Source organism: Embleya sp. NPDC056575, assembly GCF_042793325.1.
Lineage (GTDB): Bacteria > Actinomycetota > Actinomycetes > Streptomycetales > Streptomycetaceae > Embleya.
Window position 1 is genome coordinate 142650 of sequence record NZ_JBHTVA010000018.1, and the last position, 20239, is coordinate 162888.

At 72.4% G+C, this 20239-nt stretch carries 20 protein-coding genes and 1 rRNA gene; 12 read left to right on the forward strand and 9 right to left on the reverse strand.

The window, feature by feature from the left end; all coding sequences use genetic code 11:
• Positions 1 to 103 precede the first annotated feature (103 nt).
• The gene (locus ACFRCG_RS16970; RefSeq protein ID WP_380032211.1) at positions 104 to 1357 is read left to right on the forward strand and encodes an exonuclease SbcCD subunit D; all 1254 of its coding nucleotides are present in this window, start codon (positions 104 to 106) and stop codon (positions 1355 to 1357) included.
• The gene (locus tag ACFRCG_RS16975) at positions 1354 to 4851 is read left to right on the forward strand and encodes an AAA family ATPase (RefSeq protein ID WP_380032212.1); all 3498 of its coding nucleotides are present in this window, start codon (positions 1354 to 1356) and stop codon (positions 4849 to 4851) included. The genes ACFRCG_RS16970 and ACFRCG_RS16975 overlap by 4 nt, the downstream gene beginning before the upstream one ends.
• A gap of 37 nt (positions 4852 to 4888) precedes the next feature.
• Here ACFRCG_RS16975 and ACFRCG_RS16980 read toward each other — a convergent pair whose 3' ends face one another.
• Complete coding sequence (locus ACFRCG_RS16980; RefSeq protein ID WP_380032213.1) at positions 4889 to 5326, reverse strand: ATP-binding protein; 438 nt, start codon at positions 5324 to 5326, stop codon at positions 4889 to 4891.
• Between the two features lie 281 nt (positions 5327 to 5607).
• On the opposite strand from ACFRCG_RS16980, the gene ACFRCG_RS16985 reads away from it, so the two are divergent.
• Positions 5608 to 5814: a DUF397 domain-containing protein gene (locus ACFRCG_RS16985; RefSeq protein WP_380032214.1), complete on the forward strand. Its 207-nt coding sequence runs from the start codon at positions 5608 to 5610 to the stop codon at positions 5812 to 5814.
• 12 nt (positions 5815 to 5826) lie between these two features.
• On the opposite strand, the gene ACFRCG_RS16990 is transcribed toward ACFRCG_RS16985, so the two are convergent.
• The 4 genes from ACFRCG_RS16990 to ACFRCG_RS17005 all read right to left on the reverse strand — a co-directional run bounded on the left by ACFRCG_RS16990 (position 5827) and on the right by ACFRCG_RS17005 (position 8119).
• Complete coding sequence (locus tag ACFRCG_RS16990; protein WP_380032215.1) at positions 5827 to 6399, reverse strand: Dabb family protein; 573 nt, start codon at positions 6397 to 6399, stop codon at positions 5827 to 5829.
• Positions 6396 to 6698: an NIPSNAP family protein gene (locus ACFRCG_RS16995; RefSeq protein WP_380003178.1), complete on the reverse strand. Its 303-nt coding sequence runs from the start codon at positions 6696 to 6698 to the stop codon at positions 6396 to 6398. The genes ACFRCG_RS16990 and ACFRCG_RS16995 overlap by 4 nt, the downstream gene beginning before the upstream one ends.
• 47 nt (positions 6699 to 6745) lie before the next feature.
• Positions 6746 to 7654 (reverse strand): TIGR03619 family F420-dependent LLM class oxidoreductase, encoded by a 909-nt coding sequence (locus tag ACFRCG_RS17000; protein WP_380032217.1) that lies wholly within the window; start codon positions 7652 to 7654, stop codon positions 6746 to 6748.
• Between the two features lie 216 nt (positions 7655 to 7870).
• Complete coding sequence (locus tag ACFRCG_RS17005) at positions 7871 to 8119, reverse strand: hypothetical protein (protein WP_380032219.1); 249 nt, start codon at positions 8117 to 8119, stop codon at positions 7871 to 7873.
• 168 nt (positions 8120 to 8287) lie between these two features.
• Between ACFRCG_RS17005 and ACFRCG_RS17010 the strand changes: the two genes are divergently transcribed.
• The 8 genes from ACFRCG_RS17010 (at position 8288) to ACFRCG_RS17045 (ending at position 16237) form a co-directional block, all read left to right on the forward strand.
• On the forward strand, positions 8288 to 9454 hold the full coding sequence (locus ACFRCG_RS17010; RefSeq protein WP_380032248.1) for a glycosyltransferase: 1167 nt from the start codon (positions 8288 to 8290) through the stop codon (positions 9452 to 9454).
• 87 nt (positions 9455 to 9541) lie between these two features.
• Entirely contained in the window at positions 9542 to 10219 is a 678-nt protein-coding gene (locus ACFRCG_RS17015) for a GntR family transcriptional regulator (protein ID WP_371863057.1), read from the forward strand.
• Positions 10220 to 10359: 140 nt separating this feature from the next.
• Positions 10360 to 11484 (forward strand): TIGR03364 family FAD-dependent oxidoreductase, encoded by a 1125-nt coding sequence (locus ACFRCG_RS17020; protein WP_380032221.1) that lies wholly within the window; start codon positions 10360 to 10362, stop codon positions 11482 to 11484.
• Between the two features lie 56 nt (positions 11485 to 11540).
• Complete coding sequence (locus tag ACFRCG_RS17025) at positions 11541 to 12218, forward strand: phosphonatase-like hydrolase (protein ID WP_380032223.1); 678 nt, start codon at positions 11541 to 11543, stop codon at positions 12216 to 12218.
• Positions 12219 to 12245: 27 nt separating this feature from the next.
• On the forward strand, positions 12246 to 13334 hold the full coding sequence (locus ACFRCG_RS17030) for a 2-aminoethylphosphonate ABC transporter substrate-binding protein (protein WP_380003171.1): 1089 nt from the start codon (positions 12246 to 12248) through the stop codon (positions 13332 to 13334).
• Positions 13335 to 13384: 50 nt separating this feature from the next.
• Positions 13385 to 14530 carry an ABC transporter ATP-binding protein gene (locus tag ACFRCG_RS17035; protein ID WP_380032225.1) on the forward strand — a complete coding sequence of 382 codons (1146 nt, stop codon included), beginning with the start codon at positions 13385 to 13387 and terminating at the stop codon, positions 14528 to 14530.
• Positions 14527 to 15447 (forward strand): 2-aminoethylphosphonate ABC transporter permease subunit, encoded by a 921-nt coding sequence (locus ACFRCG_RS17040; protein WP_380032227.1) that lies wholly within the window; start codon positions 14527 to 14529, stop codon positions 15445 to 15447. Before ACFRCG_RS17035 ends, ACFRCG_RS17040 begins: the two co-directional genes overlap by 4 nt.
• On the forward strand, positions 15428 to 16237 hold the full coding sequence (locus ACFRCG_RS17045) for an ABC transporter permease (protein ID WP_380032229.1): 810 nt from the start codon (positions 15428 to 15430) through the stop codon (positions 16235 to 16237). The genes ACFRCG_RS17040 and ACFRCG_RS17045 overlap by 20 nt, the downstream gene beginning before the upstream one ends.
• Positions 16238 to 16259: 22 nt before the next feature.
• On the opposite strand, the gene ACFRCG_RS17050 is transcribed toward ACFRCG_RS17045, so the two are convergent.
• From ACFRCG_RS17050 to ACFRCG_RS17065, 4 genes are all read right to left on the reverse strand, one after another.
• Positions 16260 to 17129: a spermidine synthase gene (locus ACFRCG_RS17050; RefSeq protein WP_380032231.1), complete on the reverse strand. Its 870-nt coding sequence runs from the start codon at positions 17127 to 17129 to the stop codon at positions 16260 to 16262.
• Between the two features lie 53 nt (positions 17130 to 17182).
• Positions 17183 to 18232 (reverse strand): 5'/3'-nucleotidase SurE, encoded by a 1050-nt coding sequence (locus tag ACFRCG_RS17055; RefSeq protein ID WP_380032233.1) that lies wholly within the window; start codon positions 18230 to 18232, stop codon positions 17183 to 17185.
• A gap of 130 nt (positions 18233 to 18362) precedes the next feature.
• Positions 18363 to 18815 (reverse strand): hypothetical protein, encoded by a 453-nt coding sequence (locus ACFRCG_RS17060; protein ID WP_380032234.1) that lies wholly within the window; start codon positions 18813 to 18815, stop codon positions 18363 to 18365.
• A gap of 101 nt (positions 18816 to 18916) precedes the next feature.
• Positions 18917 to 19174: a hypothetical protein gene (locus tag ACFRCG_RS17065; protein ID WP_380003164.1), complete on the reverse strand. Its 258-nt coding sequence runs from the start codon at positions 19172 to 19174 to the stop codon at positions 18917 to 18919.
• Between the two features lie 888 nt (positions 19175 to 20062).
• On the opposite strand from ACFRCG_RS17065, the gene ACFRCG_RS17070 reads away from it, so the two are divergent.
• A 16S ribosomal RNA gene (locus ACFRCG_RS17070) occupies positions 20063 to 20239 on the forward strand; the annotation flags it as partial.

Genomic DNA, 20239 nt, shown 5'->3' on the forward strand with positions numbered 1-20239 from the left:
GGCCAGCCCCACCCCGCGCCGGGTCCCGCCGAAACCGCCACCGTGTCGGTGCCGTGTGCCTATCCTGGCTGCCCGTGATCGCCGACCGGAGGCGCCCCGCTTCATGAAGCTGTTGCACGCCGCCGACCTGCACATCGACAGCCCCCTCCGCGGCCTCTCCGGCTACGAGGGCGCCCCCGCGGCACAGATCCGCGGCGCGGCGCGGCGGGCCGTGGTCAACCTCGTCGACCTGGCGCTCGCCGAGGCGGTCGACGCGGTGCTGCTCGCCGGCGACATCTACGACGGCGACTGGAAGGACTACCACACGGGGTTGTTCTTCGGCGTGCAGATGCGCCGCCTGGAGGAGGCGGGCATCCGCGTCCTGCTGGTCGCGGGCAACCACGACGCGGACAGCCGGATCACCCGGGAGCTGCGGCTGCCGGCCAACGTGCACCGCTTCTCCACCGCGCGCCCCGAGACGGTCGCCTTCGAGGACCTGGGTCTGGCCGTGCACGGTCAGGGCTTCGCGGTCCGGGACGTGACCGACAACCTCGCGCTCGCCTATCCCGCGCCGCGCGGGGGGATGTTCAACGTCGGCCTGCTGCACACCGCGCTGACCGGCGCCGAGGGGCACGCCACCTACGCGCCGTGCAGCGTCGGCGACCTGGTCTCGCGCGGCTACGACTACTGGGCGCTCGGCCACGTGCACGCGCGCGAGGTGGTGCACGAGCGCGAGCCGTGGATCGTCTTCCCGGGCAACATCCAGGGCCGACACGCGCGCGAGACCGGGCCCAAGGGCGCGACGCTGATCACCGTCGACGACCACGGCCGGGCCGCCGTCGAGCACCGCGACCTGGATGTGGTGCGCTGGGCCCGCCTGGACGTCGACGCCTCGACCGCCGGCGGTGTCGACGACGTGCTCGACCTGGTCCGGCGCGCCCTGGCCGAGCAGCGCGGCGCGGCCGGCGACCGCCTCCTCGCCGGCCGGGTGCGGATCACCGGCGCCACCGACGCGCACGAGGCGCTGTGGCGCGACGAGCGCCGATTCGTGTTCGAGACCCGGGCGCTGGCCGCCGAGTTCTCCGGGGTGTGGCTGGAGAAGATCCGCCTCGAGACCCGGCACGCCGACCTGGCCGACGCCGGGTTCGAGGTGCCGACGCTGGTGGAGGACCTGGCCCGGACGGCCAGGGCGCTGCGCGCCGACCCGACCGCGCTGGAGCAACTGGTCCGGACCGTGCCCGGGATGCGCACGCTCGACCCGAAGGTCGCCGAGGAGGGCATAACCCCCGCCGACGCGGCCTGGCGCGCCGACATCTTCGATCAGGCCGTGGAACTGCTCACGGCGCTGGTCACCGGGACCGACGGGGAGCACGCGTGAGGATCGACCGGCTCGACCTGATCGCGTTCGGCTGCTTCACCGACCGCCACATCGAACTCGGCGCCCCGGGCGTGCACGTGATCAGCGGCCCGAACGAGGCCGGCAAGTCCACCGTGCGGCACGCCCTGGACCAACTGCTCTACGGGATGGACCGACAGACCTCGTACGACTTCGTCCACGCGATGCGCGACCTCAAGCTCGGCGCGCTGGTGCGCGACGAGCACGGGCGGGTGCTCGACGTGGTGCGGCACAAGCGCGACCGGGACCCGCTCACCCGCGCCGACGGATCGGTCCTGGCCGAGGCCGAGCTGACCCGGATGCTGGCGGGCGTGGGCCGCGACGACTTCCGCCGGGTGTTCGCGCTCGACCACGCCGGGCTGCGCGCGGGCGGGGCCGAACTGCTGCGCGGCGAGGGCGACGTGGGCCGGGCCCTGTTCGAATCGCGTTCCTCGGCCCGGCTCGGCGAGGTGCTGACCCGCCTCGAGGAACGTGCCGCGCAGTTGTACAAGATCCGCGGCAAGAACCAGCGGATCAACGCGGGCCTGGTCGAACTCGGCCGGCTGCGCAAGCGGGTGCAGGACGACGGCCTGGCCCCTGCGGTCTTCGGCGAGGCGGTCAAGGAGAGCCGGCGCGCCGAGGAGGAACGCGACCGGCTGGGCCGCGACCGCAGCGACGCGCGGGTCCGGTTCGAACGCCTCGACCGGGTCCGCCAGGCGCTGCCGGTGCTGGCCAAGCGGGCCGAACTGGACGCCGCGCTGGCCGAGACGAGTGCGGGCGGGCCGCCGGTGGGCGCCGACGTGGCGGCGACGCTGACCGCGCTCGACGCGCGGGCCGCGGAGGCGGCGGCGGAACTGGCCCGGATCGAGCGGGAGTCGGCCCGGGCCCGCGCCGAGTGGGCCGAACCGGGGGCGGATCGTGACCTGTTGGCGGCCGGTGTCGCCGTGGACGCGCTGCACGCCGACGTCGCGGCGATCCGCGACGCGGTCGAACAGGCCGACTACGCCGACGCCGAGGCCACCGAGGCCCGGGGCGTGGCGGCCGAACTGCTGGCCCGGGTGCGCCCGGACCGCGCCCTCGACGACCCGACCGCCTACGAGCTGCCCGCGGGCGTGGCCGCGCGGGTCACCGCGCTGCGCGACGACCTGACGGTGTGCGAGGCCCGACTCGCCGGCGCCGTCGAGCAGGTCGCGCACCGCCGGACCCGGCTCGACGCGGCGCGCGCGGCCTGTGCGGCGATCCCCGAGCCCGCCGACCCGGCCGTGCTGCGCGCGCTGTTGCGGTCGGTGCCGGGCGATCCGGTCGAGGACGTCGCGCGCGACGAGCGTCGGCTGGCCGAACTCGACCACGAGGCGGCCGATCTGCGGGGCCGACACGGCCTCGCCGACCTGGACGTGCGCGCCGACGAGCACCCGGCGCGGCTGCGGTTGCCCGGGCGCGAGTGGGTCGCCGACCGGCTGGGCCGGCTGCAGCGGGTCCGGGCCGAGCTGGAGGAGACGACGGCGGCCGAGCGGGCGCTGCTGAGCGAGCACGACCGGCGCCTTCGCGAACTGGCCGAGTCGTCCCTGGCCGACCCGCCGCCCACCCCCGACGACTGGACGGCGGCCCGGGCCGAGCGCGACCGGCTGTGGACGCTGATCTGTGCGAGCCCGCCGCTGACCGACGACCGGATCGACGCCTACGAGCGCGCGGTGGCCGCGGCGGACGAGATCGCCGGACACATCGCGCGACGGGCCGAGGAGGCGGTGCGGCGCGGCCGCCTGGAGGCCGACCTCGCCCACGACGAGCGCACGCTGGCCCGGCTGGCCGAGCAACGGGCGGCGGCGACCGAACGGGCGGCCGAGCTCGACGCGGACTGGGCCCGCGCGTGGGCGCCCAGCGGCCTGCCCGCGCCCGACCCGCACGACGCCGTCGCCGTCCTGGACGCGATCGGCGAACTGGCCCGGGTCGAGGTCGAGGCGCGGGGCGTGCGCGACCGGCTGGCCGCCGGGCGGGCCCGGGTCGCCGCGCTGGTGGCCGATTTCCGCACCGCGCTGGCCGAGTCCGGCGCGCCCACCGGGACGAGCACGCTGCCCGCGTTGATCGCGCAGGCCGACGCGCGCCGCGACGCGCTGGCCGACGCGGTGCGCGAGCGGGAGGCGGCGATCGCGACGGTGCGCGAGGCCGAGGCCGAACTCGCCGAGGCGGTCGCCGAGTCGGAGCGGGCCGAGGGCGAGCGGGCGGCCTGGGAGCGGCGGCGGCACGAACTGGCGAGCGAGCTGGACCTGCCCGAGGGCGGCCCGGACACGATCGCCGCCGCGGTGGCCACGCTGGCCGAGGTGGCGGCGGCGGTCGGACGAGCCGACGAGGCGGACCGACGGCGCATCCGCGCGGCCGACCGGGTGGCCGGATTCGGCGCCCGCGCGGCCGAGGCGTTCCTCGCGTGCGGGCGCCCGGCGCCGAGCGAGCCCACCGGCCGACCCTCCTTCGCGGCGGTCCTCGACCTGCATCGCGAGCTGACCGCGGCGCGCGGCGTGGAGGCGGCCCGTACCGGACTCGCCGAGCGCATCGCGGACCTGGACCGGGCGTTGCGCGCGGGCCGCGACACCGCGGCCCGCGTCGAGGCCGAACTCGGCGCGCTGGTCGCCGCGTCCGGTGCCGCCGACCTCGGCGACCTGCGCGCCGCGGTGGAGCGTTCGGCCCGGGTGCGCGACCTGGAAGCCGCGCTGGCCGAGCACCGCGCGTTGCTGTCGCCCGAGGTCGAACAGGAGGCCGCACGCTACGCCCCCGACGAACTCGACGTGGAGATCGAGGACGCCGCACGCCGCGTCGAGGAGGCCGACGCCGCCTACGCGCAAGCCGGCGAGACGCTGGGCCGACGCCGGCAGCGCGTGCTCGACCTGGAGCGCGAGTCGGTGGCCGCCGCACAGGCGCAGGAGGAGGTGGCCGGCACGGTCGCCGCGATCGCCGAGGACACCGAGGAGTTCGTCCGGCTGCGGCTGGCCCGCGAGGTGCTGCTGCGGTGCATGGAGGACTACCGCAAGGAGAACCAGGCCCCGGTCCTGGCCCGGGCGGAGGAGGTCTTCACCGCGCTCACCGGGGGTCGCTTCGACCGGCTCGTGGTGGAGACCGAGGGGCGCAAGGGCGCGCCGGTGTTGCGCGCGCGGCGCGCGGGCGCCGGGTCCGGGGCCGATGTGCTCGGGGTGGACGAGATGAGCGAGGGCACCCGCGATCAGCTCTACCTGGCGCTGCGGCTGGCCTCGCTCGACACCTACGCCGATGCCGGGCGGGCGATGCCGATCGTGCTCGACGACGTGGCGATGACCTTCGACGACGGCCGCACCCGGGCGATGCTCGCGGTGCTGGACGCGATGGCCGACCGGTTCCAGGTGGTGGTCTTCACCCACCACCCGCACCTGGGCCGGCTGGCCGTGGACACGCTCGTGCCGGGCCGGGCGCACGTGCACGAACTGCCGGTCCACGTCCCGCCGTCCCGGGCGGGCGTACCGGGGGAGTGACCCGGCGGCGCGGGCCGACGCGGGGACCGGCGGCGGGTCAGGCGGTCATCGCGAGCCGAAAGCGCACACACTTGCCGCCGGGCTCGGGCACCGATTCCCAGCCGTCGGACAACGATTCGACCAGTATCAGGCCGCGGCCCGTGGTGTCGTCGTCGGCCGCCTCGATCACCTGGGGTGCACGGGCGTCCGTGTCGTGCACCTCGATCCACACGCAGGCGGCCCCGCCGGGCGCGCGATCCCGGCGGACCACGACGCTGAACGGGCGTCCGAGACCCGCGTGACGCACGGCGTTGGTCGCCAGTTCGGAGGCGAGGAGTACGGCGGTGTCGGACAAGGAGTCGAGATCCCAGACCCGCAGCGCCACGCGGACATGCTCCCGCACGGCGGACACGCACGCGGGCATCGCCGGCAGCGTGATGGTCGGGCTGACCTCGTCCGCCTCGTCCGCCACTTCCGGATCGGCCAGGGTGGTCATGCGGCTACCTCCTGTTGCGTGGGCTGCGTTTGCCCCCGCAAGCGGCCCCGCCCCGTTCCGTCGCTTTAAGTGATCTTGTAAGCGCGTAAAGTGAGGGTGCTCGGTAGGATGCTCCACGAAACCCGGCGGTGCAACTCTCGCCGCCACTTCGGTGTCCGCGTGTACACGGTTCACCCGCTCGGGCGATGTCCCTGACCCTCACATGGAGGTCGGCTCCCACCTGGGGGAGGGGTTCGTGTCGCCCGGCGGCGGGACCTCGACAAGTCAGGGGTGACGGGCCGATGGCGACCTGGTCGCAGGAAACCTACGCACCGACGTGGCGACGGAGTTCCTACAGCAGCGTGCAGGGAAACTGCGTCGAAGTGGTGAACCGGCGGCCCAGCGAGGTCGCGGTGCGCGATTCCAAGCAACGGGCCTGCGCGGTCCTGCGGTTCACCGACCGTGAGTGGACCCACCTGTTGGTTGCCCTTGTCTCGCACCGGATTTGACGACCGGTCAGGTCACTCTCCGGGCAGATCGTCGGTGAGCACCGGGGATTCGCTCCAGCGGAAGACGTGAGCCAGTACGGGTTCCACGATCGCCCCGGGTATCTCGCCGTCGAACCAGCGATCCACGTGCGCCCAGTGATACGGGTTCAGCAGATATTCGCCGGTCAACCCCTCGATCGTGGCGTACTCCTGTTCCCACGCGTGGGTCCACGCGGTGCCGCCTCCGACCGGGTCCACCCGGGACAGCGCCCAGGAGCGGATGGTCCCGATGTGCTCCGGCATCGCGATCAGATCCGACTCGAACTCCGCGAGCACGTCGGCGGGAGTACCCGCGCGCACGGTCAGCAGCAGGGTGCGCTTGATCCGCGGACCGGTCAGCGGCACGAACCCGGCGCGCACCGGCCGCAAAACGATCGCGTCGGCGGACGCGGGCAGTTCGGGCCGGGCATCGGCGCGCAGATCCCACGACCAGCCGAGGCCGCCGACGCTGCCGGGCAGATCCGGCCCCGCCGACAGACCCTCGGCCGCGAGTACCGAAGACCCGGGAGCGGGCGGCCCGTCCGCCCGGACCACCCACCGCCTCACGCGGACACCCCCGAGCCGCCCTCGGCCGGTTGCAGCGCCCGCCGCTGCCGCTCCAGCGCGTAACCGTCGGTGGCCGCCCAGAACGCCGCCACCTCCGGATCGGCCGCCGCGGCGCCGCGCATCGCGTAGAACGCGCGGATCCCCGGCAGGATCCACAGGATGTGCACGGTGGTCGCGTCCCGACCCGCGGGCGAGCGCCAGACCCGCTCCAGGCGCATCCCGCGGCGTTGCGCGCCCGGCAGGTAACGATCATGGAACTGGCCCAGCCACCAGGCGACCTGATCGTTCGTCAGGGTCACGTGGTCGAGGATGCTCACGGTCTGTGGGACGGGCGCCGCGGGGGTGTTCACAGCTTGTCCGCGACGGTCTCGCGGTAGTGCGCGATCCGCTCGCGCAACACCCGCAACCCCCGCGGCCCGGCCAGTTCGGTCGGGTTGGGGGCGAACACCAGGCGGCTCGCGCCCGCGTCGGTGAACCGGCGCACCCAGTTCGGGTCGTACTGGAGGTCGCGATCGCACGAGCCGGGCCACGCGGTGATCTCCACCGTGTCCGGGGCCCGACCGGCCGCGGCCGTGCTCGCGCGCAGCAACTCGGCGCGCGCCTCGAACTCGTCGGGGGTGATCGTGTACGGGAACCAGCCGTCGCCGATCCGGCCCGCCCGGCGTACCGCCGGCTCGCTGTTGCCGCCCAGCACCACCGGTACCGCCCCGCGTTCGGGGCGCGGCAGACAGTGCACCCGCTCGAAGGTGGTGAACCTGCCGCGGAAGGTGGCGGGCGCGTCGGCCCACAGCGCGCGCATCGCGCCTACACACTCCTCGAGCCGGGCGCCGCGCTCGGAGTACGCCGCGCCGACCGCGGCGTACTCCTCCTTCTGCCAGCCGATGCCCAGGCCGAGCAACAACCGGCCGTCCGAGTGCCGATCGATGGTGGCGGCCCGCTTGGCCAGCACCACCGGGCTGTGCAGCGGCGCGACCACCATCGCGGTGCCGAAGCGCAGCGTGCGCGAGGCGCCCGCGAGGAAGGCGATGGTCTCCAGCGGGTCGGGCATCGGCACCACACCCGCCGCGCTGGGGGTGCGGCCGGAATCCGAATACGGGTACAGGGGTTCGTAGTCCTCGGCGACCACGACGTGTTCGACGGTCCACACGGACTCCACGCCGCACTCCTCCAGCGTGCCGGCGAAGTCGCGCAGGAAACCGCCGGAGGTGATCAGACCGTCCGCGAAAGGCGCCATCACGCCCAGCTTGATCGTCATTCTGACGCCCTTTCAGATCCCGTGCCCGCACCCTGCCCCGGCGGGCGTGCGAGCGCAAGACCCGACCGACGGTGTCGTTGGACACGCGGCCGAGGGGGTCGTTCGGGCGGCACGTGCGCGGCCCGCCGCATGCCGCGCGCGCCCGCCGTCGGGGTGCGGGCGCACGCGGTGGCCGCGGGCCGGCCGGCCGGGGCCGGGGGACGGGCGGAAGACGACCTACGAAAGCGCGACCAGCTCGTCGTGGCGGTACAGCGGGCGCAGGCCGTCCGCGAAACGCACCGAATACCACTGATACGGGGACAGCGGCGGCCGGTGCGCGTCCGCGAACACCTCGCAGACCTCGCCGATGTGCCCGGTGCTCAGGCCCACCTGCACCCGCACCCGGGTGCCGACCTCGAATCCCTGCCAGCGGGTCGCCCCGCCCCCGAGAATCTGCTCCCGATCTTTCGTCGTCGCGTCGCCCATGACGGGCACCGCCCTTCTGCCGATGGGTAGTTCCTCGACTGTCGAGACAACTCCCCTACCCGATATCGGCCCCGGCGCTCGCCCGCTTGACCGGAGGACTCCGTTCGCGCGCGGACTTCACCCGGAAGGAGCGCCCGGGTGGCGCGACGGAGCCGGCAGGCTTCCGATGTGGACGTCTTGTTGTGGATCACCGCCGTTTCCGGTCTCGCCTGGGTCTACCTGACCCTGTTTCACGGCTGGTTCTGGCGCACCGACGTGCGCCTGGCGCGGCCCGCCGCGCCACCCTCGGGCAGCGCCTCGGTGGCGGTGATCGTGCCCGCGCGCGACGAGGCCGCAGTGCTCGGGGAGAGCCTGCCCACGCTGCTCGCGCAGGATTTCCCCGGCCGGGCGCGGGTGGTGCTGGTCGACGACGGCAGTACCGACACGACCGCCGAGGTGGCCCGCCGGCTGGGGGCCGATGCCCGGGTGCCGCTGACCGTGACCTCGCCCGGGGAGCCGCCCTCGGGCTGGACCGGCAAGCTGTGGGCGCTGCGGCACGGCGTGGAGTCGGTCGGCGAGGTGGACTGGATCCTGTTCACCGACGCGGACATCGCGCACGCGCCCGATTCGCTGGCCCGGCTGGTCGGCGAGGCCGAGCGGGACCGGCTCGACCTGCTGTCGGTGATGGCCCGGCTGCGCTCGCACACCCGGTGGGAGAAGTTGATCGTGCCGGCCTTCGTGTACTTCTTCGGCAAGCTCTTCCCGTTCCGCCGGGTGAATCGGCCGACGTCCCGTGTGGCCGCCGCCGCCGGCGGATGTGTGCTGGTGCGGCGCACCTCGCTGGAGCGGGCCGGCGGGGTGGCGGCGATTCGGGACGCGGTGATCGACGACGTGTCCCTCGGCACTGCGCTCAAGCGCTCCGGCGGCCGGATCCGGCTGGTGCTCGCGGACGGTCCGGCGCGGCACGTGGACAGCGTGCGGCCCTATCCGGGGCTGGCCGACCTGTGGAACATGGTCGCGCGCAGCGCGTTCGCCCAGCTCCGGCACTCGTGGCTGCTGCTCGTCGGCACCGTGGTGGGACTGGCGCTGGTCTATCTGGCCGCGCCGGTGGCGCTGGTCGTCGGGCTCGTCGTCGGCGATGTGCCGCTCGCGCTGCTCGGGCTCGCGGTGTGGGCGCTGATGACCGCGACCTATGTGCCGATGGTGCGCTATTACGGACGGCCCGCGGCGGAGGCGGTGTTGTTGCCGGCGGCGGCCACGCTCTACCTCGGGATGACCGTGCACTCGGCGGTGCGGCACGCGCGTGGGCGCGGTGCTGCGTGGAAGGGTCGAACGTACCCGGCGCCGGCCGAATAGGCTCCCTTCGTGCCCAGACCGGACTCCACAGCCCGTCCCTATCGCGACGGCGTTCCCGAACACGGCCGCGTGCCCAAGTCGCACACGGTGAAGATGCGCCTGCTCCAACTCATGGACGAGTTGGGCGAGGACGCCCTGCTGCCCTCCGAACGCGAACTCGCCGCCGACTACGGCGTCGCCCGCTCCACGCTGCGCGCGGCGATCGGCGAGTTGGTGATGGAGGGCCGACTGCGCTCGGCGCGGGGGCGCGGCACCTACGTCGCGCCGCCGAAGCTGATGCAGCCGGTGAGCATGGGCAGCTACACCGAGGCGGTGCGCTCGATGGGGCTGACCCCCAGCCGACGTGTGGTCACCCTCGAACACCACGTCGCCAAGCCCGACCTGGCCGAACGGCTGCGGATCCGGGCCGGCGACCTGACCGTGCACGTGGAGCGGGTGCTGCTCGCCGACGACGAGCCGATCGGCCTGGAGAGCACCTACCTGCCGCTGGACCGGTTCCCCACGATCCTGGACGTGCTGCGCCCGGAGGGGTCGTTGTACAGGTGCCTGCAGGACGACCTCGGGGTGGTCTTCGCGGAGATGCACGAGACGGTGGAGACCGTCCTGGCCGCGCCGCGCGAGGCGCTGCTCCTGGAGACCAACCCGGCGCTGCCGATGTTGCTGGTCATGCGCACCTCCTACGACCCGCAGGGGGTGCCCATCGAGCGGGTGCGGGCGCTGTTTCGTGGTGATCGGATGGGATTCGCGACGCGCATGCGGGCCTGACCGACCGACTTTGATAACGACGAGGTAACAGGTTCGGACCTTAACGGACTGTTCACCCGGACGACATACCGCCTCCGTGTGCTCGGCATCGGCCACTCCCAAGCTGGTCGCATTCGCCCCCGAGAACACGGAGGAAGCCGGTGCGAGTCATTGTCGTCGGAGGTGGCGTGCTGGGCACCATGCACGCCTGGCAGGCCATCGAGCGAGGCCACGAGGTCGTGCACATCGAGCGCGAGCGCGAGGCGCGCGGTGCGTCGGTGCGCAACTTCGGCCTGGTGTGGATCGGTGGCCGCGCCGGCGGCGACGAACTGGACACCGCGCTGCGGGCCCGCGAGATGTGGGAGCGCATCGGCGCCGACGTGCCCGGCATCGGCTTTCGCCCCAACGGCTCGCTGACCGTGTGCCGCGGCGCCGAGGAGGTCGCGGTCGCCGAGGCGGCGCTCGCCCTGCCGGACGCCGCCGAACGCGGCCTGAAGCTGCTCACCCCGGAGGAGGCGCGCGGCCACAACCCGGCCCTGCGCGGTGCCTTCGACGCCGCGCTGTGGTGCGAGCGCGACGGCGCGGTCGAGTCCCGCGTCGCGCTGCCCGCGCTGCGCGGCCGGATGGCCGGCTCCGGTCGGTACACCTGGCTGCCCGGGCGTGAGGTGCGCGACCTGCTCCCCGCCGGCACCGGGGTGCGCGACGACCACGGGCACACGCACGAGGGCGACCTGGTGGTGCTGTGCACCGGCGCGTGGCTGAGCGGCCTGGTCCGCGAGCTGGCCCCCGCACTGCCGGTGCGCCGGGTGCGCCTGCAGATGATGCAGACCGACCCGCTCGACGAGGCGCTGACCACCTCGGTCGCCGACGGCGACAGCTTCCGCTACTACCCGGCCTACGCCGGCACCGCCCTCGAGGCGCTGCGCGCCGCCCGCCCGCAGGCGCCGGTGCCCACCGAGCACCGCATGCAGCTGCTGATGGTCCAGCGCCTCGACGGCGGGCTGACCATCGGCGACACCCACGAGTACGACGAGCCGTTCACGTTCGACGTCGACTCCGCGCCCTACGCACACCTGGTCGAGGTGGCCGAGGCCCTGCTCGGCCGACCACTGCCGGCCGTGCGCCGCCGCTGGGCCGGGGTGTACGCGCAGACCGTCGACACCACCCGCGTCGTGCACCGCGAACAGGTGGCCCCCGGCACCTGGCTGGTGACCGGCCCCGGCGGGCGCGGGATGACCTGCTCGCCCGCGATCGCGGAACGCACCGCCGACACCGTCGGCCTGTGACCCGCCCGCCCCTTCCTGCCCCACTCCTGGTCCAAAGCCCCCCCGGAGCACCACTCATGACGAACTATCAGCTCGCCGTCCTGGACATGGCCGGCACCACCGTCGCGGACGACGGCCTCGTGGTCGAGGCGTTCACCCGGGCGATCGGCGCGGTCGGCGTCGAGCCCGGCACGGCCGACTTCGAGCGCAAGCTCGGCTACGTCCACGACACCATGGGCGAAAGCAAGATCACCGTCTTCCGGGCCCTGCTCGACGGCGACGAGGAACGCGCCCGGGCGGCCAACCTCGCGTTCGAGGACGCCTACGCCGACCTGGTCGCCGAGGGCCGCTGCGCGCCGATCGAGGGCGCGGAGGACACCATCCGCGCCCTGCGCGCGGCCGGCGTCAAGGTCGCGCTGACCACCGGCTTCGGCCGCCCCACCCAGGACGCGATCCTGGCCGCGCTCGGCTGGGCCGACCTCGCCGACCTCACCCTGTGCCCGGCCGAGGCCGGGCGCGGGCGACCCCACCCCGACATGGTGCTCACCGCGGTGCTGCGCCTGGGCGTGGACGACCTGCGCGCGGTCGCCGTGGTCGGCGACACCGCGTTCGACGTACTCACCGGACTGCGCTCCGGTGCCTCCATCGCCGCCGGTGTGCTCACCGGCGCGCACGACCGCGCCGCGCTCGAAGCGGCCGGCGCCACCCACGTACTCGGTTCCATCCGCGATCTTCCCGCCCTGCTCCAGGGCTGATTCGACGTCTCGAAAGGGCGATTCTCCATGCGACGCATCCTCGGCCTCACCGCCGCCGCCACCGTGGTCGTGCTCGGCGCGAGCGCCTGCGGCGGGACCGGCGGGAGCGGCTCGGACGACACCAAGCCGGCCGCCAACGCCGCCCCCGGCGGCGCGCCCGCCAAGGGCTCCGGCAGTGTCACCGTCTACTCGGTGGACGGCCTCGCCGACTGGTACACCAAGCGTTTCGCGGACTTCGAGAAGAAGACCGGGGTCAAGGTCAACCTGGTCGAGTCCGGCTCCGGCGAGGTGGTCACGCGCATGGAGAAGGAGAAGGGCAACCCGCAGGCCGACGTGGCGATCACGCTGCCGCCGTTCATCCAGCGCGCCGCCCAGGCCAACCTGCTCACCGCCTACACCCCGGCCGGCTCCGACAAGGTGCCCGCCACCGGCAAGGACGCCCAGGGCCGGTTCACCGCCGTGGTGAACAACTACGCCTCCTGGATCTACAACCCGGACACCGCCAAGCCCGCGCCGACCAAGTGGGCCGAGCTGACCGACGGCCGGTTCAAGTCCAAGCTCCAGTACTCCACGCCCGGTCAGGCCGGCGACGGCACCGCCGTACTGATCCAGCTCCAGCACCTGTACGGCAAGCAGGGCGCGCTCGACTACCTCAAGCGGCTCGAATCCAACAACGTCGGCCCGTCCTCGTCCACCGGCAAGCTCCAGCCCAAGGTCGGCAAGGGCGAACTCAGCGTGGCCAACGGCGACTTGCAGATGAACCTGGCGTCGATCCACAACGACAAGTCCAACTTCAAGGTCTGGTTCCCGGCCGACGACGCGGGCAAGCCCTCGACGTTCGCGCTGCCCTACTTCATGGGCCTGTCCTCGGGCGCCCCGCACGCCGACAACGGCCGCAAGCTGATGGACTACCTGCTCTCCACCGAGGCGCAGACCTCGGTCTCCGCCGACGCGCTCGGCCTGCCGGTCCGCGAGGACGTCAAGCCGACCGACGCGAACGCCGCCGAGATCACCAAGGCCCTGGAGGGCGTGGAGATCTGGGCGCCGGAGTGGGACACCGTCCTCAAGGACCTGGACGCCGACCTGGCCGCCTACAACAAGGCCGTCGGTCGCTGAACCGCCGGCGCACACGTCCGGAATCAACCGCGGACAGGGAGGGAACCCGCATGACCGCACCAGCCATCGAGCGCACCGCGTCCGCCGTCGCGAGTGCCGCGCCGACCGAATCGGCGATCGGCATCCAGGACCTGACGGTCCGTTACGGATCCGTCACGGCCCTGGAGGGGCTGACCCTGGAGGTCGCCCGAGGCGAGACGGTGGCCCTGCTCGGGCCCTCGGGCTCGGGCAAGTCCACCGCGCTCAAGGCGGTCGCGGGTTTCCTCCGGCCCGCCTCGGGCCGGATCACCCTGGCCGGCCGCGACGTCACGTACGAGCCGCCGAACAAGCGCGGCATCGGCGTCGTGGTGCAGAACTACGCGCTGTTCCCGCACATGCGGGTCGCCGACAACGTGGCGTTCGGGCTCAGGGCCCGCCGGGTCTCGCGCGCCGAGGTGGGCCGCCGGGTCACCGAGGCGCTGGACATGGTGGGGATGGCCGGCTACGCGCGGCGCTATCCCCGCGAGTTGTCCGGTGGGCAGCAGCAACGGGTGGCGATCGCACGGGCGTTGGCCATCCGCCCGCCCGTACTGCTGCTCGACGAGCCGCTGTCCGCGCTCGACGCCACGCTGCGCGCCGATCTGCTCGGCGAACTGCAGCGGCTGCGCGGGGAGTTGCCCGACGTGGCGATCATGTACGTGACGCACGACCAGACCGAGGCGCTGGCGCTCGCCGACCGGATCGCGGTGATGCGGGACGCGCGCCTGGTCGACCTCGACGCGACGGACCGGCTGTACCGCCGGCCGCCGAGCGAGTTCACCGCGTCCTTCCTGGGCGCGGCCAACCTGCTCGACGCGCGGGTGCTGGCGCATTGCACGGCCGGGGACGACGCGGTGCGGGTGGCGGTGGGCGGACTGACCGTCGCGGCCGACCCGACCGGGGCGTTCGCCGAGGGCGCGCGGGCGCTGCTCGTGGCCCGCCCGCACACCCTGGGGGTGACCGAGGCCGACCGGGCGGACACGCTGCCCGCGCGACTGGTCGCGACCCAGTGGCGCGGCGCGGACTACCGGCTGACCTGCGTGTTGGAAGGCGACGCCGAGCGGGAGATCCGGATCGACGTCACCGACCTGGCTGCGGTGCCCGCGCTCGGCGAGCGGTTGGGCGTCGCGCTGCCCGCCGAGCCGTGCGTCCTGGTTCCGGCGGGAGCGGGCGGATGACCGCGACGCTGACCGATCCGCCGATCGCGACGAAGCCGGCCCCGGCCCCGGCCCCGGTCCGCGAGCGGCGGGGCCGCGGCGGCGCGACCCGCGCGTTGTGGGTGCTCCCGCCGCTCGTGCTCGCCGCCGGGTTCTTCCTCTATCCGCTCGCGCTCGTGGTCAAGCAGTCCTTCGTCGACAAGAACGAGAACGTCGGTCTCGACGTGTGGCGCGACGTACTGAACTCGCCCTCGTTCGGCGACGCGCTGTGGAACACGGTCGAGATCGCCGTGCTGTCCACGCTCGGCTGCCTGGTGGTGGGCTTCTTCCTGGCCCTGGTGTTGTCCTTCGTGCCCTTCCCCGGCTCGCGCGCGGTGAGCAGGATCGTGGACACCGTGCTGGCCTTCCCGTCCTTCCTGATCGCGCTCGCCTTCACCTTCCTGTACGGCACGGCGGGCGTGGTCAACGCGGCGGCGGACAAGCTCGGCCTGGGCGAGCCGCTGGTCGGCTTCCTGTACTCGCCGTGGTGCGTGGTGCTGGCCGAGATCACCTTCTACACCCCGTTCGTGATGCGCCCGCTGCTCGCGGCCTTCGCGCTGGTGCCCCGGGAGCGCCTCGACGTGGCGGCCTCGCTCGGCGCGGGCCCGCTGCGGGTGATCCGGCAGGTGCTGCTGCCCGAGGCATGGCCCGCGCTCGCGGCCGGCGGCAGCCTGACCCTGCTGCTCACCCTCAACGAGTTCGGGATCGTGCTGTTCATCGGCGCCAAGGACGTCACCACGCTGCCGATGCTGGTGCACGCCAAGGGCGCGGTCACCTTCGACTACCCGGGCGCGTGTGTGGTCGCGGTGGTCGAGGTCGCGCTGTCGCTGACGCTCTACACCGTGTACCGATTCGTCTTCTCCCGGACAGGAGCCGGCCGTGCTGGTCTGGTCGCGTAGCGGACGTGCCCTCGTCTGGGCGCTGTTCGCACTCGTCTTCGCCCCCCTCGTGCTCGCCCCGCTGGCGATCCTGGGCATCGCCGCCTTCGCCGGCGACTGGAACAGCGTGCTGCCGGCGTCCTGGACGAGCGAGAACATCCGCGAGGCCACCGCGGGCACCAACTACGACAGCCTCGTGGTGAGCATCGAGACCGCGCTCGGCGCCTCGCTGATCGCGATCGTGGTCGGCACGTGGGCGGCGATCGCCGCGCGCGGTGCGCCGCGCTCGGTACGCCGGCTCACCGACGCGGTGTTCCACCTGCCGGTCGCGGTGCCCTCGGTGGTGGTCGGACTCGGCATGCTGGTGGCCTTCAGCGACGGGCCGATCCTGCTCAACGGCACGAAATGGATCGTCATCGCGGCGCACGCGGTGCTCGTGGTGACCTTCGCCTACTCGACGGTGTCGGCGGGCCTGGACCGCACCGACGCGGCCTTCGCCGAGGTCGCCGCCTCGCTCGGGGCGAGCCCGACTCGGGTGCTGCTGCGGGTGCGACTGCCGATGTTGCTGCCCTCGATCACCGCGGCGGCCAGCCTGGCGATCGCCCTGTCCATGGGCGAGGTGGGCGCGACGATCATGGTCTACCCGGCGGAGTGGCGCACCCTGCCGGTGTCGATCTTCACCCTCACCGACCGGGGCAAGGTGCTCCTCGGCTCCGCGGTCACCGTGGTGCTGCTGGTCGCGACCCTGGTCGTGCTCATGGTCGTCGGCCTGCTGAAGGGCCGGGTGGAGGAGCGCCGGCGGCGACGGTAGCGGGTCCGGGCCGGCCCATCGCTCAGTTCTTGCCGAACGTACGCGCGGGCGGGGCCGGCGACGCGACCGCCGTGGTGTCGTGGACCACGGCCGCGCCGCCGGTGAAGTCGGTCAGCGCCGGACCGTGCTCGACCCGGCCGGGGAAGGGATCGGCGGCGGTACGCCGGGCCAACTCGGCGATCGGCAGTTCGCCGTGCGAGGCGACCAGCACGACATTGCCGAACCGCCGCCCGCGCAACACCGCCGGATCGGCGACGAGCAGCAGGTTCGAAAAGACCGACCGGATCGTGGCCACCTGCGTGCGAACGAAGGAAAGCGGCCCGCCGTCGGCCAGATTCACCGCGTACACCCCGCCGGGGGCCAACGTCCGGGCCACCTCGCCGACGAACTCGGCCGAGGTCAGATGCGCGGGCACGCGCGAGTCGGCGAACACGTCCACCACGGCCAGATCGAACGCGGCCCCCGGCGCCCGGGCGGCCACCTCGCGGGCGTCACCGGTGCGCACCCGGATCTGCCAGGTGCGATCCCACGGCAACGCGCGCCGAACGAATTCGACGAGTTCCCCGTCCAACTCCACCACCTGCTGCCGCGAACGCGGCCGGGTGGCGGCCACGTAGCGGGGCAGGGTCAGCCCGCCGCCACCGAGGTGGAGGACCCGCAGCGGCTTGCCGGCGTCCGCGATCAGGTCGACCAGGTGGCCGAGCCGGCGCACGTACTCGAACTCCAGCCAGGTCGGGTCGTCCAGATCCACGTGCGACTGCGGCGAACCGTGCAGCCGCAGCGTCCAGGCCCCGGCCCGATCCGGATCGGGTTCGAGCTCCACACTGCCGGACGCCACCTCTGCCCGGACCGGCTCGGGGGCGCGACCGCGTCGACGCTGCTTGTCTGCCATCGGTCCAGTATCGAGCCGCCGGGCGCCCCGCCCCCGTGGCAGGGCGGTCGGTGTCAGCGGCCGGTGGTGACGAATCGCTCCAGGCGGTCGTCCTCGCCGCCGCGCAGAGTCCGGTCGCCGGTCACGGCGGAGACGGTGATGTTCCCCTTGTTCAGTTCGGTCCAGTCGGCCCGCCGCTTGGTCTCCGGACGGCAGAAGGTGCCGGGCGACGCGCAGTCGCCCTGGCCGATCGCGAACGTGTCGCCGTCGGCCTCGGCCGTGTATCGGATCGCGACCACGGTCTCGGTCCCGATCTCGGTCCAGACCGGTCGGCCGATCCGCTCGCCCGGCACCACGTTCGGGTGGTTGATGTTGACCACGTACCGGTCCGACAGCACGTTGCGGTCCTTCAGCTGTGCCACGTACGAGGGCAGGAAGTCGGCGAACGCCCGGTAGGTGGCCGGGGTCACCTTGAACGTCTCCATGTCGAAGCCGCCGCTGAGCGCGATGGCCGGCTTGCCGTTGTCGTTCGCGGCGATGGCGGCGCCCAGCGTGCCCGAGTCGTTGGTGACCGAGGCGACGTTGGGCCCGGAGTTGATGCCGGTGAGCACCAGGTCGGGACCGTCGTGCCAGCCGACCTTGGCGGCGAGACCGCCGCGCAGGGCCAGTCGCACGGTGTCCACCGGTGTCGCGCTCGGGGTCGTCGGGCCGCACGGGGCGTCGCCCTTGCACACGCCGAAGACGGCCCCCTTGCTCGGCGCTTCGGCACAGTCGCCCTCGAAGCCGGCCGGCAGCGCGGTGCGCCTGGACACGGTGAGCGCGCCGCCGCCGGTGGCCGCGGTACCGAAACCGCTCATGTACTGCCACGGCGCCATCACCACGACGTCGGCCCCGGCGGCACACAGCGCCCGGCGTACTTCGTAGACCCCACGGCCGTCGGCGCCGTCCGGCCTGGCGTTCTGCATCGAGTCGTCGTTGCTCAGCAGGATCCGCATGCCGGCTACGGAACGGCGGTGGTCACCGTGCTTCGGGGCGGCGTCGGCACTCCCGGTCAGGGCCAGGAGCAGGGCGCCCGCGCCGAGGGCGGCGGGCAGGGCGGCGATGCGCTTCCGCTGGAGCTTCATGGGTCCTCGACTCGACTTCGTACCGAATACGGAGGAATCGGTCGGCGAGTGTGCACGACTCGAACACTCGCCGCCGATTCGGGTGCGAGTGAACGTAGAAGCTGAACCTAGCGAGTGAAAGGTTTGAGATCTAAACGTTACCGATGAGCTTCAGTCGAGGGCTCTCCGCGGGCGGCAGGGCCTGCCACGAACAGCTCTCCGCGGCGAAGAAGCACTGCGACCGACCGACGACGTCGCCCGCGTCGACCGGCTCGTAGGCTCCGGGCCCGTCGACCGGATCGAAGTCCAGATAGAACAGATCGCCGTAGGTCTCGTCGGTGAATCGCGAGAGCACCGGGTCGAAATAGAGCATTCCGGAGAAACCCTTGCCGTGTTCGACCCGGTAGTCCCGAAGCCCCGCAAGAGTGAACTCCACGGGAATCCACGGCCAGCCGTGTTCGCGATCCCTGGCATCGACCAGGACGCGGGCGGTGGCGCCGTTCGGACTGAACGGATCCTCGATGTGGACGCGGGTGACACACCCGTTCCCGAAGTCGAACAAGCCCAGGAGGTCACCCAGGCTGTCCGGGGTGAGCAGCGACATGGGGCCCTCCGGTCGGTGGCGGTGCGATGCGGTCCTTGCACCCATCATCGCGACTGGTGCGCCGCCACCGTACGGAAGTATCGAGCCGATCGTGATCGCGCTCAGACCCGGCGGGCCAGGCGCTCCAGCAGCGCGGCGGCCCCGAGGTACACGAGAACGGCCAGACCGCAGTTCACCGTGACCCGGACCTTGGGGTTGTCGGGGGTGAAGAAGTCCTTCGCCCAGCGGGTGAGCCAGTCCGACCAGTCGGCGATCGTGTCCACCGCGTCGTTGGCGGGATTGGCCTCGAAGACGAACAGAACGATGTGCAGGACGATGATGACCACGATCACTGTGACCACGGCGCGTATGACGGTCACGATCGGGTTCGCTCGTCGTGCTCGGGAGGTCACCATGCGGGGAGTCTGCTCGCGTTCGAACACCCGAAACGGAGCCTGTGCGCGCCGGTTTGCGGTCGGGACCGGGCACCGGTAAGGTCCTCCAAGTTGCCCGACAGGGAGACCTGAGACAGACGCGAGCCCAGATGCTCGCGCTGGCTGGTCCCGGGGCGGCGAATCCGATCATTCGAACGAAGTGTGCCGCGCCCTGCGCGTCACACGCGTAGTTCCGTGCTCGGGTGCCCCCGCGGATTGCCGGAACGCGAATTGCCGCCGATTAGACGGTGGGAAATGCGATCCGCTAATGTTCGGGGGTCGCGGAAAGCAGCGGGAAGAACAAATTTCCGAAGCCGAAGCGGTGGGCGAAGCGGGTCGGAAGACCTGCTAGGCTCGAAGGGCCGAAGCCGAAGGAACGAAAGTTTCGAAGGCGGAAAGCAAACGGACGAAAAGCGGGTCGGAAGATCTGCTAGAGTCTGAAAGGCGGAAAGCGCGGGAACGCGCCGGACGCCGAAAGCGAGGAAAGCGAAGCGGCCGAAACGGTGTGCTAAGCTGGAGACGCGAAAGAGAAACACAAAGCAACACAAACTGAACGTCAAACGCCCGGAGGGCGCGGTTGATTCCGCACCGAAGGAAGCGTCCGTTCCTTGAGAACTCAACAGCGTGCCAAAAGTCAACGCCAAAGAAACACCCCCGGCGCTGAACGTCTCCTCATTCGGGGAGTCGCGGTCAGTGTTGGTGGTTCCTTTGAAGAAAATCCTGGGTCCTGTCAGTGGGCCCAGGTCACAGCAAGGACGCTGGCGGCATACCCGGATCATTCCTTCGGGAGAGTCGCCGCTCACTTATTGTGTTCCACCGGATTACCGGTGAACATCAATGGAGAGTTTGATCCTGGCTCAGGACGAACGCTGGCGGCGTGCTTAACACATGCAAGTCGAACGCTGAAGCCCTTCGGGGTGGATGAGTGGCGAACGGGTGAGTAACACGTGGGCAACCTGCCCTGCACTCTGGGATAACTTCGGGAAACCGGAGCTAATACCGGATAATATC